This window comes from Pseudomonas sp. SDO5532_S415 (genome assembly GCF_054071155.1).
Genome location: NZ_JBSVWS010000069.1, coordinates 1 through 14,620 on the forward strand (window position 1 = coordinate 1; position 14,620 = coordinate 14,620).

Here is a 14,620-nt window from a genome sequence, read left to right on the forward strand (position 1 = left end):
CGAAGACTACTTGACTGTCACACCGCCTTCGCGAGCAGGCTCGCTCCCACAATGGGATCGCAAACGGGTCTGAAACGGATATGTACACCTTCCACCCCCATCCCCTGAAAGCATCACGCTAAAATTCGTGAAACTCTTAAATCATTTCAAGAACCATTTATCAAACAAGATGAAAGTAGTTTTCGTGCAGGGACAAGGCTTGTCGCGCAGAGGTACGAATGGCCGGAGCAAATGAAAATCCACCCCACAGGTTTTCATTCAACTTCCACAGGACAAACCCGACATCGCGTCCATGCGAGCGATGGTCAATACTGCATCCCACCCCCGTACCGAGGAGCACCAAGATGCCCCTGACTCTGTACTACCACCCCCTCTCATCGTTCTGCCACAAAGTCCTGATCGCGCTCTACGAACACGGTATCGAATTCGAAAAACGCATCATCGACCTGTCCAGCGCATCCGACCGCGCGGAGCTCGAAGCCCTCTGGCCGATTGGGAAATTCCCGGTGATCCGCGACCACGATCGCCAACGCAACGTGCCGGAATCGAGTGTCATCATCGAATATCTGGACCAGTTGTATGCCGGCCTGCATCAGCTGATTCCCGACGATTGGGACACTGCCTTGCAGGTACGGCTGTGGGATCGTTTTTTTGACCACTACGTCCAGGGGCCGCTGCAACAGATCGTCGCCGATCGTTTGTACGCCACCCAGGGCGACCTGACGAAACAACGTGCCACCCTGTTGACCGCCTACGGCATGCTCGAGCGCCAGTTGCACGCCCGAACCTGGGTGGCCAGCCCGGACTTCAGCCTGGCCGATTGCTCCGCGGCCCCGGCCCTGTTCTATGCCAGCACCCTCGTGCCCTTCCCCGACGACTGCCGATACCTTGGCGAGTATTTCGAGCGTTTGACACAACGACCCTCGATCCAGCGAGTCATCGACGAAGCCAGGCCGTGGTTTTCTTACTACCCATTTGCCGAGGCCATACCGGAGCGGTTCCGCCAACCGTTGTACCAGGCCAACGAAGATTCCTGACAGTTGGCCCGCGCCTTGCTTTGGCTGATGTCGCCGGGGAATGTGGGTGTGCATCCCTGCGGTGCAATCGACTGTGGAGGTGCGCATGGCGGGGCAAGCAACGCTGACGGTACTGACGGCTGCACTGGCAGCCATCGTGATCGTCATGGTCGCGGTATGCGCGGCAGCCGCGGCGGCGCTGGTTACGTCAGCCACCTTCACTGCCATCGGCCTTGGGGAACGGGTCATGCCGGATATCCAGCCCCTGGCGGCCCTGGCCCTCACGCCGAACCAGGCAGTGATCATGGCCACCCTGCAAGCCGGGAGCCTGACCACCGTCACCGAGCTGATGCAACAGGTCAATCTGGCCATGATCATGGCCACGCTCTAACGCCTCCTCGCTCTTGTGGGAGCGAGCCTGCTCGCGAAGTCGGAGTGTCAGGCAACAATGTTGTCGACTGATTCACCGCTTTCGCGAGCAGGCTCGCTCCCACAGGTATGCGCCCGTCCAGCGAAGATCCTTCCCCATAAAGCCAACCCATCACAGGGAAATTACCCAATATCGGGGGTAGTTTCGCCGGGCCGGTTGCGCGTGTGACGATCCCGGCCTATGGTCCAGACGAAGCGTTATTGCCGTAACCCGTGCGATGACTCGCCGACGGTTGATGGCAACCCACCGAGGATCCAAGCAGCGAGGTGACGACATGCCGAACGACTCCCGCCCTGCCGTGCTCGAACTGATCGGCAACACGCCGCTGGTGCGTGTCAGCCGTTTCGATACCGGTCCCTGTACTCTGTTTCTCAAGCTTGAATCACAAAACCCCGGCGGTTCGATCAAGGACCGCATCGGCCTGGCGATGATCGACGCCGCCGAGCGCGACGGCCGCCTCAAGCCCGGCGGCACCATTGTCGAAGCGACCGCGGGCAACACCGGCCTGGGCCTGGCGCTGGTCGGCCGGGCCAAAGGCTACCGGGTGGTGCTGGTGGTGCCGGACAAGATGTCCACCGAGAAAGTCCTGCACCTGAAGGCCATGGGCGCCGAGGTGCACATCACCCGCTCCGATGTCGGCAAGGGCCACCCCGATTACTACCAGGACGTTGCCGGACGGTTGGCCGCGGAAATTCCCGACGCCTTCTTCGCCGATCAGTTCAACAACCCGGCCAACCCGCTGGCCCATGAATGCAGCACCGCGCCAGAGATCTGGGCGCAAACCCAGCATGATGTCGACGCGATCGTCGTCGGCGTCGGCTCTGCCGGCACCTTGACCGGCCTGACCCGGTTCTTCAACCGCGTGCAGCCGAACCTGGAGATGGTGCTGGCCGACCCGGTCGGTTCGGTGATGGCCGAGTACAGCCGCAGCGGCACCCTCGGCACGCCCGGCTCCTGGGCCGTGGAAGGCATTGGCGAAGACTTCATTCCGTCGATTGCCGACCTTTCCAGCGTGCGCCACGCCTACTCGATCAGCGACGAGGAAAGCTTCGATCACGCCCGCCAACTGCTGCGCGCCGAGGGCATTCTCGGCGGTTCGTCGACCGGCACCTTGCTGGCGGCGGCGCTGCGCTATTGCCGCGAGCAAACCGAACCGAAACGGGTGGTCAGCTTCGTCTGCGACACCGGCACCCGTTACCTGTCGAAGGTCTACAACGACCAGTGGATGAACGATCAGGGCCTGTTGCCGAGCAAGCGCTACGGTGACCTGCGCGACCTGATCGCCCGACGTTTCGAGGATGGCCGCGTGATCAGCGTAAGCCCGGACGACACCCTGCTCACCGCTTTCCAGCGCATGCGCCTGGCGGATGTTTCGCAACTGCCGGTGCTAGTCGGCGGCAAGCAACTGGTCGGTGTGATCGACGAGTCCGACATTTTACTGGGGGTGCACGAAGACGCGTCGCTCTTTCGCAAAACCGTCAACAGCGTCATGACCGACAAACTGCAAACTCTTCTTCCCGACGCCACCCGCGCGGAACTGGAAGCTGTCATCGACCGCGGGCTGGTGGCGATCATCGCCGACGCTTCGGGCTTTCATGGCCTGATTACCCGGGTCGACATGCTCAATCACTTACGGAGAACCCTTGCATGAGTCAGCACGATAAAAACGCCGCACCCCGCGGCTTCGCCACCCGGGTGATCCACGCAGGACAGACGCCAGACCCGACCACGGGGGCGCTGATGCCGCCGATCTACGCCAACTCCACCTATCTGCAAGAAAGTCCCGGCGTACACAAGGGCTTCGACTACGGGCGCTCGCATAACCCGACACGCTTTGCGCTGGAACGCTGTGTGGCGGATCTCGAAGGTGGTACCCGGGGTTTCGCTTTCGCCTCGGGGCTGGCGACGATCTCCGCCGTGCTCGAACTGCTTGATGCCGGCTCGCACATCGTCTCCGGCAATGATCTGTATGGCGGCACGTTCCGCCTGTTCGACAAGGTGCGCCAGCGCAGCGCCGGACACCGTTTCAGCTACGTCGACCTGACCAAACCGGGCGCCTTCGAAGCGGCGTTGCAGGACGACACGCGCATGGTGATGGTCGAGACGCCGAGCAATCCCCTGCTGCGTCTCACCGACCTGGCCGCCATCGCCCGCACCTGCCGTGACCGCGGCATCATCTGCGTGGCGGACAACACCTTTGCCAGCCCCTGGATCCAGCGCCCGCTGGAGCTGGGTTTCGACATCGTGCTGCACTCGACGACCAAGTACCTCAACGGCCACTCCGACGTGATCGGCGGCATCGCCGTGGTCGGCCAGAACGCCGAACTGGCCGAGCGCCTGGGCTTCCTGCAAAACGCGGTAGGCGCCATCGCCGGGCCGTTCGACGCCTTCCTCACCCTGCGCGGCGTGAAGACCCTGGCGCTGCGCATGGAACGCCACTGCAGCAACGCGCTGGAACTGGCGCAATGGCTGGAACGTCAGCCACAGGTGGCGCGCGTCTACTACCCGGGCCTGCCCTCGCACCCGCAGCACGAACTGGCGCGTCAGCAAATGCGCGGCTTCGGCGGGATGATCTCACTGGACCTGAACACCGACCTTGCCGGCTCAAAACGTTTTCTGGAAAACGTGCAGATCTTCGCCCTCGCCGAGAGCCTGGGTGGCGTCGAAAGTCTGATCGAACACCCGGCCATCATGACCCACGCCACCATCCCCGCCGACACCCGTGCACAACTGGGTATCGGCGATGCACTGGTACGGCTGTCCGTGGGGGTCGAGGATGTCGAAGACCTGCGGGCGGATCTGGCTCAGGCGCTGGCGCGGATCTGACGGTTCAAGGACAGACCGCGAAGGTCCACCGCCGTGCCGATGGGGCACGGCGGTGGGTTATTCCTCAAGACGCCCCGTGGACTCGCGATCGCGCTCGTAATGCCTGTCGAAGGGAAACGCCGGCAACCACGCTTCGCGGCGTACGGTCCAGCTTTCGTAGGTGGGCGTCAGTTGGTCGGGCGCATCGAGGGCCCCCAGGTTCACTTCGATTTCATCGTCGGTGCGATTGAACACCGATGAGCCGCAGCGCGGACAGAAAAACCGCCCGGCGTAGTCCCGGGTTTCACCGTCGATGGTCACCGCATTCTCAGGGAAAATCGCGGAGGCGTGAAACAGTGCCCCATGGTGCTTGCGGCAGTCGAGACAATGACAAAGACCGACCCGGTACGGGCGTCCCGACGCCACGATCCGCACATTGCCGCACAGGCAACCGCCGGTGAATCGTTCCATGGTGCATCTCCTCTTCGCACGACGGGTCGCAAAGTTTGACAACGAAGTCCGTCAGTTGGCCGAGAGCAATGGCTCGACCGTTTCGCGATCGGCCAATGATCGATAGTAAAACCAGCCGTTTGATAATTGCCAAGGTTTCACTGTCGGTAAACCGCATGAGAACGGCAAGTCGTGGCCGGAGAAAAACGCAACGTGCGCCATTGAATAACCCAAAGCGCCCTGGCCTTTCGGCAAGGGCGCAAACGGTGCAAGGCAACGATCAGAAGTCTTGCGAAGCAGGACGCAGGACGATCTCGTTGATGTCGACATCCGCCGGCTGTTCGATCGCGTAGGCAATGGCCCGTGCAACCGAAGCTGCGGGGATGGCCTTCTTGTAGAACTCGCCCACCACCTCGGCGCTCGGCTGGTGGCCGCTGCCGAACTTGAGTTCGGAATCGACCGCGCCCGGCTCGATAGTGGTCGTGCGGATATTGCCGCCCACTTCGTGACGCAGGCCCTCGGAAATGGCACGTACGGCGAATTTGGTGCCGCTGTAGACCGATCCACCGGGGCTGAACACCTTGATGCCGGCGACCGAGGAAATGTTGATGAAGTGCCCGCTGGCCTGTTTCTCGAACAGCGGTAACGCTGCCGCGATGCCATACAGCACGCCCTTGATGTTGATGTCGATCATGCGATCCCACTCATCGACACGCCGCTCCGCGATTGGCGAGATCGCCATCAGACCTGCGTTGTTGATCATGACATCGATGCGACCGAACGCTTCGACGGCCTTGGCGACCAGCGCGGTCAAGTCCTCTTGGCGGGTGACGTCGATGGGATGGGCAATCGCCTGTCCGCCAGCGGCGGTGATTTCCCGGACAATCGCGTCCAGACGATCCTGGCGACGAGCGCCAAGCACCACCTGTGCGCCGAGTGCTGCCAGATGACGAGCCGTTGCTTCGCCCAGACCGCTGCTTGCACCGGTGATGACGACCACTTTGCCCTGGATGTTTGTACTCATGTTCGCGCTCCTGTTGAGGCTTGCCTGGGTTGATGGATTCAGTCTGCGCTGGTTTTATCTATCAGAAAATGGAAGAGTTCGGATTTGAGAATTCCACTTTCTGGAACAGGAGTTGACGGCAATGCTCAATCGCATGGAGCTGATTCGCATCTTTTCGGTGGCGACGCAGTCGCTGACCTTTCGCGATGCCGCCATTCGTCTCGGCACCTCTCCACAGACTGTGACCCGGGCAATCAAGGAGCTGGAACGCACGTTCGGCGAGCCGTTGTTCCATCGCAGCACCCGACAGGTCCACGTGACCGCGTTTGGCGCCGAACTGGCCCTCCAGGCGCGGGAAACCCTGGAGCGTGTCGATCAGTTGTTTCTCGCCAACAGCAAACACGAGGAAAAAGGCATTGCCGGCCGCGTCGGCATCACGGCTCCCCACGCCATCGGCAAGCTGTATGTGATCGAATACCTGAAACCGCTGATGCGCGAAAACCCCGGCCTGAGCATCGACTTGAGCCTTGATGATCAGCTCACCGACGCGGTGGCCAGCAAGATAGACATCGGCATTCGTATCGGTGCCGTACGGGATCGGCGCTACATCGCCAGAACGGTTGCCCGTGTCGACTTGAAAATCGTGGCAGCCCCATCACTCCTCGACGCCGTTCAACACCCCGGCAGCATCGAGGAATTGAAACGCCTGCCCCTGTCGATGCTGATGGATCGCAACAACGGCCGCCCCTGGCCGTGGGTGCTGGCCGAGGGACAGGCGTTCCTGCCCGTGTCCCCGGCCTTTACTTGCGACGATCCCGAAACCGAACGTGAGATTGTTCTGGCGGGGCTCGCCTTCGGGCAAATGCCCAGCTATCTGGCGCAGCCGTATTTATCTGAAGGCCGGCTGGTCGAGGTCATGCAACAGGATGCTCCGGCACCGACCGAACTGATCATGTATCGCCCGCAGTCAGGGCCGGTGGCGCCCCGGGTCAGGCTGGTGTACGACCATTTGGTCAACAGCTTCTCCAATCCGGACATCTTCCCGCAGAGCAAACGCTGAACGAGCGCTACGACTTGCCGCGCTTGCGCCGCGCCGGCTCATTCTCCGCCAGCGCCTGACGGACCAGCGCCCGGGCCGCCCAGGCCGTGGCGTCGAGTGACTCTTCGACACTCGCACCACTGATGTCGCGCACGGCGATCAGCGCCTCGGTGCCCATGACGATCGACAGCGCCTGCTTCAGGCGTATGCGCGCCCGGGGTGTGAGTTCATCCTTCAGCGAATCGACGATCGGCTCAATGTAGCTCATGCGTCGCCCGGGCCGCAGGGGTGCCTCGCGGGACTCGTTTTCGAGCCACACCGTCATGAACGAACGCTCCATCACATGCAGGCCGATCTCGTCGTCGATCAACAGTGTGTTCAAGGCGTTCGCCGCCAGGCCAATGCCCTTTACCGGATCGTCTCCCGGCCTCCAGAAACGCTCCAACGGCTGCATGTCACGATCGGCCGCCGTCTCGCTGATCAACGCCTCAGGCGAGGGAAAGTAGCGATACGCCGTGGCGCGCGATACCCTCGCGCGTTCGGCCACTTGGGCAACGGTTGGGTTAAGACCCTCGTCGCGCAGTTCGACGGCGGCCTCGATAAGCGCCTGGCGCGTTCGGTTGCGCTGGTTGGCGCGACCTTGGGAATCACCGTTCAGGTCCGACGGGCTTGACTTCTGGCTGCACATGGAATAAATGATACTCCGTCTTGTAATGAGACTTGAGTCTCACGATAGAACTTGAGTCTCATGATAGACATGTGGCAAGCCCGGCACAACCACCGCGCCGGGCTTGACGACTTCGCATCATTTTTCAGCAACTGAGCGCGCCTCAGGGCGCATGAGGTGAATGCCATGAATCACAATCCCCGTTCGCGGACCTGGTTTCGGCTCGCTGCCCTCTACTTTGCCATTGGCGTGCTGCTGGGTGTGGCGATGGGCGCTTCCGGCGACCACTCGCTCTTCGCGGTACATGCCCATATCAATCTGTTGGGATGGGTGTCGATGGCCCTGTTCGGACTCATCTGCGCAGTGCACCCGTCCATCACCGAAGGGCGCGCAGCTGCCGCACAATTCTGGATGTACAACGTCGGCGTCCCGGTAATGCTCGGTGCACTGACGCTGCGCCTCAAGGGCTTCCCGTCAGTCGAACCCTTGATTGCCATCGCCTCGATTCTCATTGGTTGCAGTGTGCTGCTTTTTGTATGGCTGGTGTTCTCGCGCATCGGTGCAACCGCCGGATACCTGGGCAGCGCGACACGGGAATCACGCCTGTCATGATGCGTCCTGCATGTGCTCGGCACTGAGCAACAGGTTGCCCATCCTGGGCCCTTAAGCTGTTGAGTGGTCCCAGGAATGGCAAATGGCTAACCTTGCCTATACTGCTTTCGAAGCAAAAATGGAGATTGCAGCATGACCGAAGAGCAGAAAGTAAAAGGGCCAGCGTCGTACTTTCCCTCGATTGAGAAAAAGTACGGGCAGCCCATTTCCCACTGGCTGAATTTACTCAACACCGTCAGTGGCAAGAAGCATATGGACATGGTGGCCTTGCTCAAAACCGAGCACGGCATGGGCCATGGTCATGCCAATGCTTTGGTTGCGTACCATTTGGCGGGTGCCAAAAGCGACTGACATGCATGGCCCGACCGCCACTAATCGTAGAACGGCTCAACCGGCGTCCGACTGCCGACAAAAAAGCTGTCGGCCACCAGTCGTAGTGGCTGGAGGTCCAGGTCGCTGGCCTTGTTGCCAATCAACTGTTGAAAATGTCGATAGACCGCCGCGTACTCGCCCTCGTTCGACACGGCTTGGTGCACGCCGTCAATACTCAACAGTGCGCCCCCGTTGTCCAGTCGCAGGATGCCTTCGGCGCAGCGTATCTCGATGCTCCAGAGCTCCTCATGACCGTGGTCGAAATCGAACTCCGCGCGGACATCAAGGTGGTGCGCGTCAGACATTTTAACGGAAGCGGCAATCGGCGACTGGCAGTTGCCGGGCACTCGCAGCTCGGCAGACTCGACAAACAGCGGCAGTTTCAGCAGATGGGTCGCAATCGATAAGGCATTGATGCCGGGATCGAAGACGCCCAGGCCGCCAGGTTGCCAGATCCATGCCTGGCCGGGGTGCCACTTGCGCACGTCTTCCTTCCAGTCGATCTGTACGCTTCGCGGGGTGCGGGTGGCCAACCAGTCCCGGGCGGCTTCGATGCCGGGAGCGTAGCGTGAATGCCAGGCGAACAAACCACTGACGCCTTGCACCTCAGCCTGTGTCACCAACGCCATGGCTTCACCCAACGTGGCGCAGGGCGGTTTTTCTACCAGCACGTGTTTGCCAGCAGCCAGCGCCTGTTGCACCAGGGCAAAACGTCCTTGCGGTGGTGTGCAAAACGCAATCGCATCGACGTGCGGGCCATTTTCGAGCAGCTCGCCCAGGGAATGAAAGTTCGCCACCGCGGCGCAGGGCGGCCCTTGCGTGGCGACAGACACCAACTGGAACGCCGGGTTGGCATTGATCGCTGGAACGTGTTGATCCCGGGCAATTTTGCCGTAGCCCACCAGACCGAGACGGATCGGTTGCATCAATGACTCCTGTTTTTTTCTTGTATTGGAAAGCGCCCGGCCAGATTACGTTTGTATCGCGGGGAAGTCATTGCTTACGTGCTCACGTTCGATCGGGTACGTGAGCACGAGTGCTGCGATCGGCTTGGCGCGGATCATGCTTTGATTCAATGACATGAGTCGGTACTGGCTATGCGGATGACACTTTTGAAGTGAACCGCTTCAGAGACAGGCCCGATAATCGAAATCTCATACACGGAATGTCGAGGTCCAGCATGACGAGCGCAACGGCACAGCAGGTCAGCCCGAACACCCTGAAAAAAGTGATTGTCGCGGCCGCCATCGGTAATTTCGTCGAGTGGTTCGACTTCGCCGTCTATGGCTTTTTGGCCACGACCATCGCCCAACAATTTTTCCCCAGCGGTGATCCCAGTGCCGCCTTGCTCAAAACTTTTGCGGTGTTCGCCGTAGCCTTCGCGTTCCGGCCTCTTGGCGGGATTTTCTTTGGCATGCTGGGTGACCGGATCGGCCGCAAACGAACCCTCGCGATGACGATTCTGCTGATGGCCGGTGCCACGACCTTGATCGGCCTTTTGCCGACTTACGCCGCCATCGGCGTCACGGCCCCGATCCTGCTATCCCTGATCCGTTGCGCTCAAGGCTTTTCCGCCGGTGGAGAATACGCAGGTGCCTGTGCCTACCTTATGGAGCATGCTCCAAATGATAAACGCGCCTGGTATGGCAGTTTCATTCCAGTGTCGACATTTTCCGCCTTCGCCGCGGCAGCCGTGGTGGCCTACGCCCTCGAGGCGTCATTATCAACCGAAGCGATGGGCAGCTGGGGCTGGCGCCTGCCGTTCCTGATTGCTGCGCCACTGGGACTGGTTGGCCTTTACCTGCGCTGGAAGCTGGATGAGACCCCGGCATTCCAGGCGGTCACTCAGGAACATGCCGTCGCACACTCTCCGCTCAAGGAAACCTTGCGCAACCATGGTGCGGCTATTTGTTGCCTGGGCGCTTTTGTGTCACTGACGGCGCTGTCGTTCTATATGTTCACTACCTATTTCGCCACCTACCTGCAAGTGGCTGGCGGTCTGAGTCGAGCCTCGGCATTACTGGTGTCGCTGATTGCCTTGCTGTTTGCCGCCGCGATTTGTCCATTGGCAGGCCTGTATTCGGACCGGGTGGGGCGTCGAATGACGGTGATGACCGCTTGCGCGCTGTTGATCGTGGCCGTGTATCCATCGTTCCTGATGGCCAGTTCCGGCTCGTTCGCAGCTTCCATCGTCGGCGTTATGCTCCTGGCGATTGGCGCCGTGTTGTGTGGCGTGGTGACTGCGGCCTTGCTCTCGGAAACTTTCCCCACCCGGACTCGGTACACCGCGTCCGCCATCACCTACAACATGGCCTACACCCTCTTCGGCGGCACCGCGCCGCTGGTGGCGACCTGGCTGATCAGCACCACCGGCAGCAACCTGTCGCCGGCGTTCTATCTGATCGCCATCGCGTTGCTGGCGCTGGCAGGTGGCCTGGCATTGCCGGAAACCTCAAGGATTTCCCTGCACGACATCCCGACGCAAGAAAAAGCAGCAAGCGTGAACGCCGTGGCCTGAAAGAAATCATGAGTTGCGGTGGATCGACCGACTTGGCCTGCGGATGAATCAAGACAAAAGACCGGCCGCCAAAAACAAAAAAAGCACCTGAGGTGCTTTTTTTGTTGGCGCTATTTCAACGGGATAAAGCCGCTACATTGGCCCGTGCCATGTGCAGTTTTTTATAGCTGTCGATCAGGCGCAGGTGCCTGTCGAGCCCCTCCAGTTTCATGCTTGTCGGCGTCAAGCCGAAGAAACGCACGCTGCCGTTCACCGAACCGATCGCGGCATCCATACGTTCGTTGCCAAACATGCGGCGGAAATTGGTTTCGTAGTCCGCCAGTTCCAGATCCTCGTCCAGTTCCATCTCCAGCACCCCATTCACAGCCTGGTAAAACAGCCCGCGCTCGACCGTGTTGTCGTTGTACTGCAGGAACATCTCCACCGCCTCTTTCGCCTCTTCATATTGCTGCAAGGCGAGCCAGATCAACAGCTTCAGCTCCAGGATCGTCAGCTGACCCCAGGCGGTATTGTCGTCGAATTCGATGCCGATCAAGGTGGTGATGTCGGTGTAATCATCCAGCTCGCTTTCCACCAGACGCTCGACCAGGGACTTCAGCCCGGTCTCGTCCAGGCTATGCAGATTCAGGATATCGGCACGGAAGAACAACGCTTTGTTGGTGTTATCCCAGATCAGATCGTCGATCGGATAAATCTCGGAGTAGTCCGGCACCAGGATGCGGCAGGCGGTTGCGCCGATATGCTCATACACCGCCATGTACACTTCTTTGCCCATGTTTTCGAGAATGCCGAACAAGGTCGCGGCTTCCTCGGCGTTGGAGTTTTCACCCTGGCCCGAGAAGTCCCACTCCACAAATTCGTAGTCCGACCTGGAGCTGAAGAAGCGCCACGACACCACACCGCTGGAGTCGATAAAGTGCTCGACGAAGTTATTCGGCTCGGTGACCGCATGGCCTTCGAAGGTAGGCTGAGGCAAATCATTGAGGCCTTCGAAACTGCGGCCCTGCAGCAGTTCCGTCAGGCTGCGTTCCAGCGCCACTTCAAGGCTTGGGTGCGCGCCGAACGAGGCAAACACGCCGCCGGTGCGCGGGTTCATCAAGGTGACGCACATCACCGGGAACTCACCGCCCAGGGACGCATCCTTCACCAGCACCGGAAAGCCCTGGGCTTCCAGTGCCTGAATACCGGCCAGAATCCCCGGGTACTTCGCCAGCACTTCCTGCGGCACATCCGGCAGTGCGAATTCACCTTCGATGATTTCGCGTTTCACCGCGCGCTCGAAGATTTCCGACAGGCATTGCACCTGGGCTTCGGCCAAGGTGTTGCCGGCACTCATGCCATTGCTCAGGTACAGGTTTTCGATCAGGTTGGACGGGAAGTACACCACCTCGCCATCCGACTGGCGTACGAACGGCAGCGAAACAATGCCGCGCTCTTCATTGCCCGAGTTGGTATCGAACAGATGCGAGCCACGCAGCTCGCCATCGCGGTTGTAGATCTTGAGGCAATACGCGTCGAGAATTTCAGCCGGCAATTCATCCTTGCGGCCGGGCTGGAACCAGCGCTCGTCCGGGTAATGCACGAACGGTGCATTGGCGATCTCTTCGCCCCAGAACTGATCGTTGTAGAAAAAGTTGCAGTTGAGTCGCTCGATAAATTCGCCCAGTGCCGACGCCAGCGCGGCTTCCTTGGTCGCGCCCTTGCCGTTGGTGAAACACATCGGCGAGTGTGCATCGCGGATATGCAGCGACCAGACATTGGGCACGATATTGCGCCACGAAGCGATTTCAATCTTCATGCCCAGGCCGGCCAGAATGCCCGACATGTTGGCGATGGTCTGCTCCAGCGGCAGATCCTTGCCCACGATGTAAGTGCCCGCCTCCGACACCGAATGGGGCATCAGCAGCGCCTGGGCATCGGCATCGAGATTTTCCACTTCCTCGATCACAAACTCAGGCCCGGCTTGCACCACCTTCTTCACCGTACAACGGTCGATGGAGCGCAAAATGCCCTGGCGGTCCTTGTCGGAGATATCCGCCGGCAACTCGACCTGGATCTTGAAAATCTGGTTGTAGCGGTTTTCCGGATCAACAATGTTGTTCTGCGACAGGCGGATGTTATCCGTGGGGATGTTGCGGGTTTCGCAGTACAACTTCACAAAGTACGCCGCACACAAGGCCGACGAAGCCAGAAAGTAGTCGAATGGACCCGGTGCCGAACCATCGCCCTTGTAGCGGATTGGTTGATCGGCCACCACGGTGAAGTCATCGAACTTGGCCTCAAGTCGAAGGTTGTCGAGAAAGTTGACCTTGATTTCCATGCGGGATTACCAGAATAGCGAGCTAACAAATTGGCCGTCATTATCCGGGTTTTCCAGCGGATGTATTGTCCTTTCAGCGAAAACCCGGGGTTTGGGGCTGCGCGACGACGCCGTCAGCGAAAAAGCCGCCCAAACGCTACAATCCTGCCTTTTCACCCAGAATCAGACAGGCAGTAAAGACATGGCGCTCGACCCACCCACAATGCTGGCAATCTCCACCGCCCTCGCAGCCGCCGCGGCGCTGTACCTGGCGATCGAGTGGCGCAGCATTCGTGAACCTTCGCTGCTGTTCTGGAGCGCCGGATTTGCGACGATTACCGTGGGCTCGACCCTGGCCTTGCTGCGCATGAGCGGTCTTCTGCTGATCGGCATCTGGTTCGCCAATGGCCTGTTGGTGGTGGCCCACTGGTTTTTCCTGCTGGGCGTTGCGCGCTTCACCCAAAAGCGCCTGTCCCGTGCCTGGTACCTGATTTTCGTATCGTGGCTTGCGCTGCTGTTACTGCCGGACGAGCCCTCCTGGTCGAAGATCATGCTGGTGGCCAATTCGCTGCTCGTCGCCCTGCTGTCGCTCAGGGCCAGCTTTTTGCTGCGCCCCCATGGCAAGTCGCTGAGCGTGGGGGCGGTACAACTGCGTTATGTGATGCTGGTCCACGGCCTTTTCTATGTCATCAAGGCACTGACGGCAGTGGTACCGGGCACCCTGATCGATCTGGCCTCCTTGCGTGGCGAAATCATTCAGATTTCGCTGGTCGAGGGCGTGATGGCGATCATGCTGATCGCCCTGTCGATGACCGGCACCGAGCGCTATCAGCGTGAGAAACGCATCTCACAGCTGGCCGAACGGGATCCATTGACCGCCCTGTACAACCGCCGCGCCCTGGAGGTGCGGGCACCGCGCCTGTTGGCGCAAGTCTCGACCGTCCGACCGGGCGCCTTGCTGCTGATCGACATCGACAACTTCAAACTGGTCAACGACCTGTATGGCCATACCGCAGGCGACCGACTGCTCGTGGCGCTGAGCGAGATGATCCGTTCGCTGCTGCCCGAAGACGCGCTCGCGGCCCGGCTGGGCGGTGACGAGTTCGTCATCTTGCTCAGTCACGCGTCGAGCGAACGCGTCGTGGAACTGGGCAACACCCTGCGTGACCAATTCCATACCACCGCCTCTCAGGCATTCGCCACCCCCGAAGCGGTGACCCTCAGCATCGGCGCCAACCTCTACGACCATCCCCCCGCCAGCCTGGCGGCCTTGATCGAGCAAGGCGACGCAGCACTCTATGAATCCAAGCGGGGCGGACGCGACAGCATGCGACTGGTCGATCGGACCCTGGCCAGGCAAGAACCGCTGCAAGCAGGTTGATGGGCTGTTTGCAGGCAGCCATCCGCGA

At 60.4% G+C, this 14,620-nt stretch carries 14 protein-coding genes; 9 read left to right on the forward strand and 5 right to left on the reverse strand.

Annotation, left to right across the window (positions count from 1 at the left end):
- Positions 1 to 344: 344 nt before the first annotated feature.
- From ACW9HW_RS16405 to ACW9HW_RS16420, 4 genes are all read left to right on the forward strand, one after another.
- Entirely contained in the window at positions 345 to 1,037 is a 693-nt protein-coding gene (locus tag ACW9HW_RS16405; protein ID WP_457400804.1) for a glutathione S-transferase family protein, read from the forward strand.
- A gap of 85 nt (positions 1,038 to 1,122) precedes the next feature.
- Positions 1,123 to 1,407 (forward strand): hypothetical protein, encoded by a 285-nt coding sequence (locus ACW9HW_RS16410; RefSeq protein ID WP_457400806.1) that lies wholly within the window; start codon positions 1,123 to 1,125, stop codon positions 1,405 to 1,407.
- A gap of 313 nt (positions 1,408 to 1,720) precedes the next feature.
- Positions 1,721 to 3,097, forward strand: coding sequence for a pyridoxal-phosphate dependent enzyme (locus tag ACW9HW_RS16415; RefSeq protein WP_095195192.1), 1,377 nt, complete (start codon positions 1,721 to 1,723; stop codon positions 3,095 to 3,097).
- Positions 3,094 to 4,272: a trans-sulfuration enzyme family protein gene (locus ACW9HW_RS16420; protein WP_457400808.1), complete on the forward strand. Its 1,179-nt coding sequence runs from the start codon at positions 3,094 to 3,096 to the stop codon at positions 4,270 to 4,272. Before ACW9HW_RS16415 ends, ACW9HW_RS16420 begins: the two co-directional genes overlap by 4 nt.
- Positions 4,273 to 4,329: 57 nt before the next feature.
- Here ACW9HW_RS16420 and ACW9HW_RS16425 read toward each other — a convergent pair whose 3' ends face one another.
- Together ACW9HW_RS16425 and ACW9HW_RS16430 are read right to left on the reverse strand one after the other, a co-directional pair.
- Positions 4,330 to 4,722, reverse strand: coding sequence for a GFA family protein (locus tag ACW9HW_RS16425; RefSeq protein WP_095195190.1), 393 nt, complete (start codon positions 4,720 to 4,722; stop codon positions 4,330 to 4,332).
- A gap of 259 nt (positions 4,723 to 4,981) precedes the next feature.
- On the reverse strand, positions 4,982 to 5,725 hold the full coding sequence (locus tag ACW9HW_RS16430) for an SDR family oxidoreductase (protein ID WP_095195189.1): 744 nt from the start codon (positions 5,723 to 5,725) through the stop codon (positions 4,982 to 4,984).
- Between the two features lie 121 nt (positions 5,726 to 5,846).
- On the opposite strand from ACW9HW_RS16430, the gene ACW9HW_RS16435 reads away from it, so the two are divergent.
- Positions 5,847 to 6,764: a LysR family transcriptional regulator gene (locus tag ACW9HW_RS16435; protein ID WP_457400811.1), complete on the forward strand. Its 918-nt coding sequence runs from the start codon at positions 5,847 to 5,849 to the stop codon at positions 6,762 to 6,764.
- Positions 6,765 to 6,771: 7 nt separating this feature from the next.
- Here ACW9HW_RS16435 and ACW9HW_RS16440 read toward each other — a convergent pair whose 3' ends face one another.
- A complete protein-coding gene (locus ACW9HW_RS16440) occupies positions 6,772 to 7,431 on the reverse strand; it encodes a TetR/AcrR family transcriptional regulator (RefSeq protein ID WP_457400813.1) in 660 nt (219 codons plus the stop codon).
- Between the two features lie 165 nt (positions 7,432 to 7,596).
- On the opposite strand from ACW9HW_RS16440, the gene ACW9HW_RS16445 reads away from it, so the two are divergent.
- A complete protein-coding gene (locus ACW9HW_RS16445; RefSeq protein ID WP_095195186.1) occupies positions 7,597 to 8,022 on the forward strand; it encodes a DUF2871 family protein in 426 nt (141 codons plus the stop codon).
- Between the two features lie 132 nt (positions 8,023 to 8,154).
- Entirely contained in the window at positions 8,155 to 8,373 is a 219-nt protein-coding gene (locus ACW9HW_RS16450) for a DUF4287 domain-containing protein (protein WP_457400814.1), read from the forward strand.
- Positions 8,374 to 8,393: 20 nt separating this feature from the next.
- On the opposite strand, the gene ACW9HW_RS16455 is transcribed toward ACW9HW_RS16450, so the two are convergent.
- Complete coding sequence (locus tag ACW9HW_RS16455) at positions 8,394 to 9,320, reverse strand: Gfo/Idh/MocA family protein (protein ID WP_095195184.1); 927 nt, start codon at positions 9,318 to 9,320, stop codon at positions 8,394 to 8,396.
- Between the two features lie 254 nt (positions 9,321 to 9,574).
- Between ACW9HW_RS16455 and ACW9HW_RS16460 the strand changes: the two genes are divergently transcribed.
- Positions 9,575 to 10,912: an MFS transporter gene (locus ACW9HW_RS16460; RefSeq protein ID WP_095195183.1), complete on the forward strand. Its 1,338-nt coding sequence runs from the start codon at positions 9,575 to 9,577 to the stop codon at positions 10,910 to 10,912.
- 115 nt (positions 10,913 to 11,027) lie between these two features.
- On the opposite strand, the gene ACW9HW_RS16465 is transcribed toward ACW9HW_RS16460, so the two are convergent.
- Positions 11,028 to 13,232 (reverse strand): OsmC domain/YcaO domain-containing protein, encoded by a 2,205-nt coding sequence (locus tag ACW9HW_RS16465; protein ID WP_457400816.1) that lies wholly within the window; start codon positions 13,230 to 13,232, stop codon positions 11,028 to 11,030.
- A 181-nt stretch (positions 13,233 to 13,413) separates the two neighbouring features.
- On the opposite strand from ACW9HW_RS16465, the gene ACW9HW_RS16470 reads away from it, so the two are divergent.
- The gene (locus tag ACW9HW_RS16470; RefSeq protein ID WP_457400818.1) at positions 13,414 to 14,592 is read left to right on the forward strand and encodes a GGDEF domain-containing protein; all 1,179 of its coding nucleotides are present in this window, start codon (positions 13,414 to 13,416) and stop codon (positions 14,590 to 14,592) included.
- Positions 14,593 to 14,620: the final 28 nt, after the last annotated feature.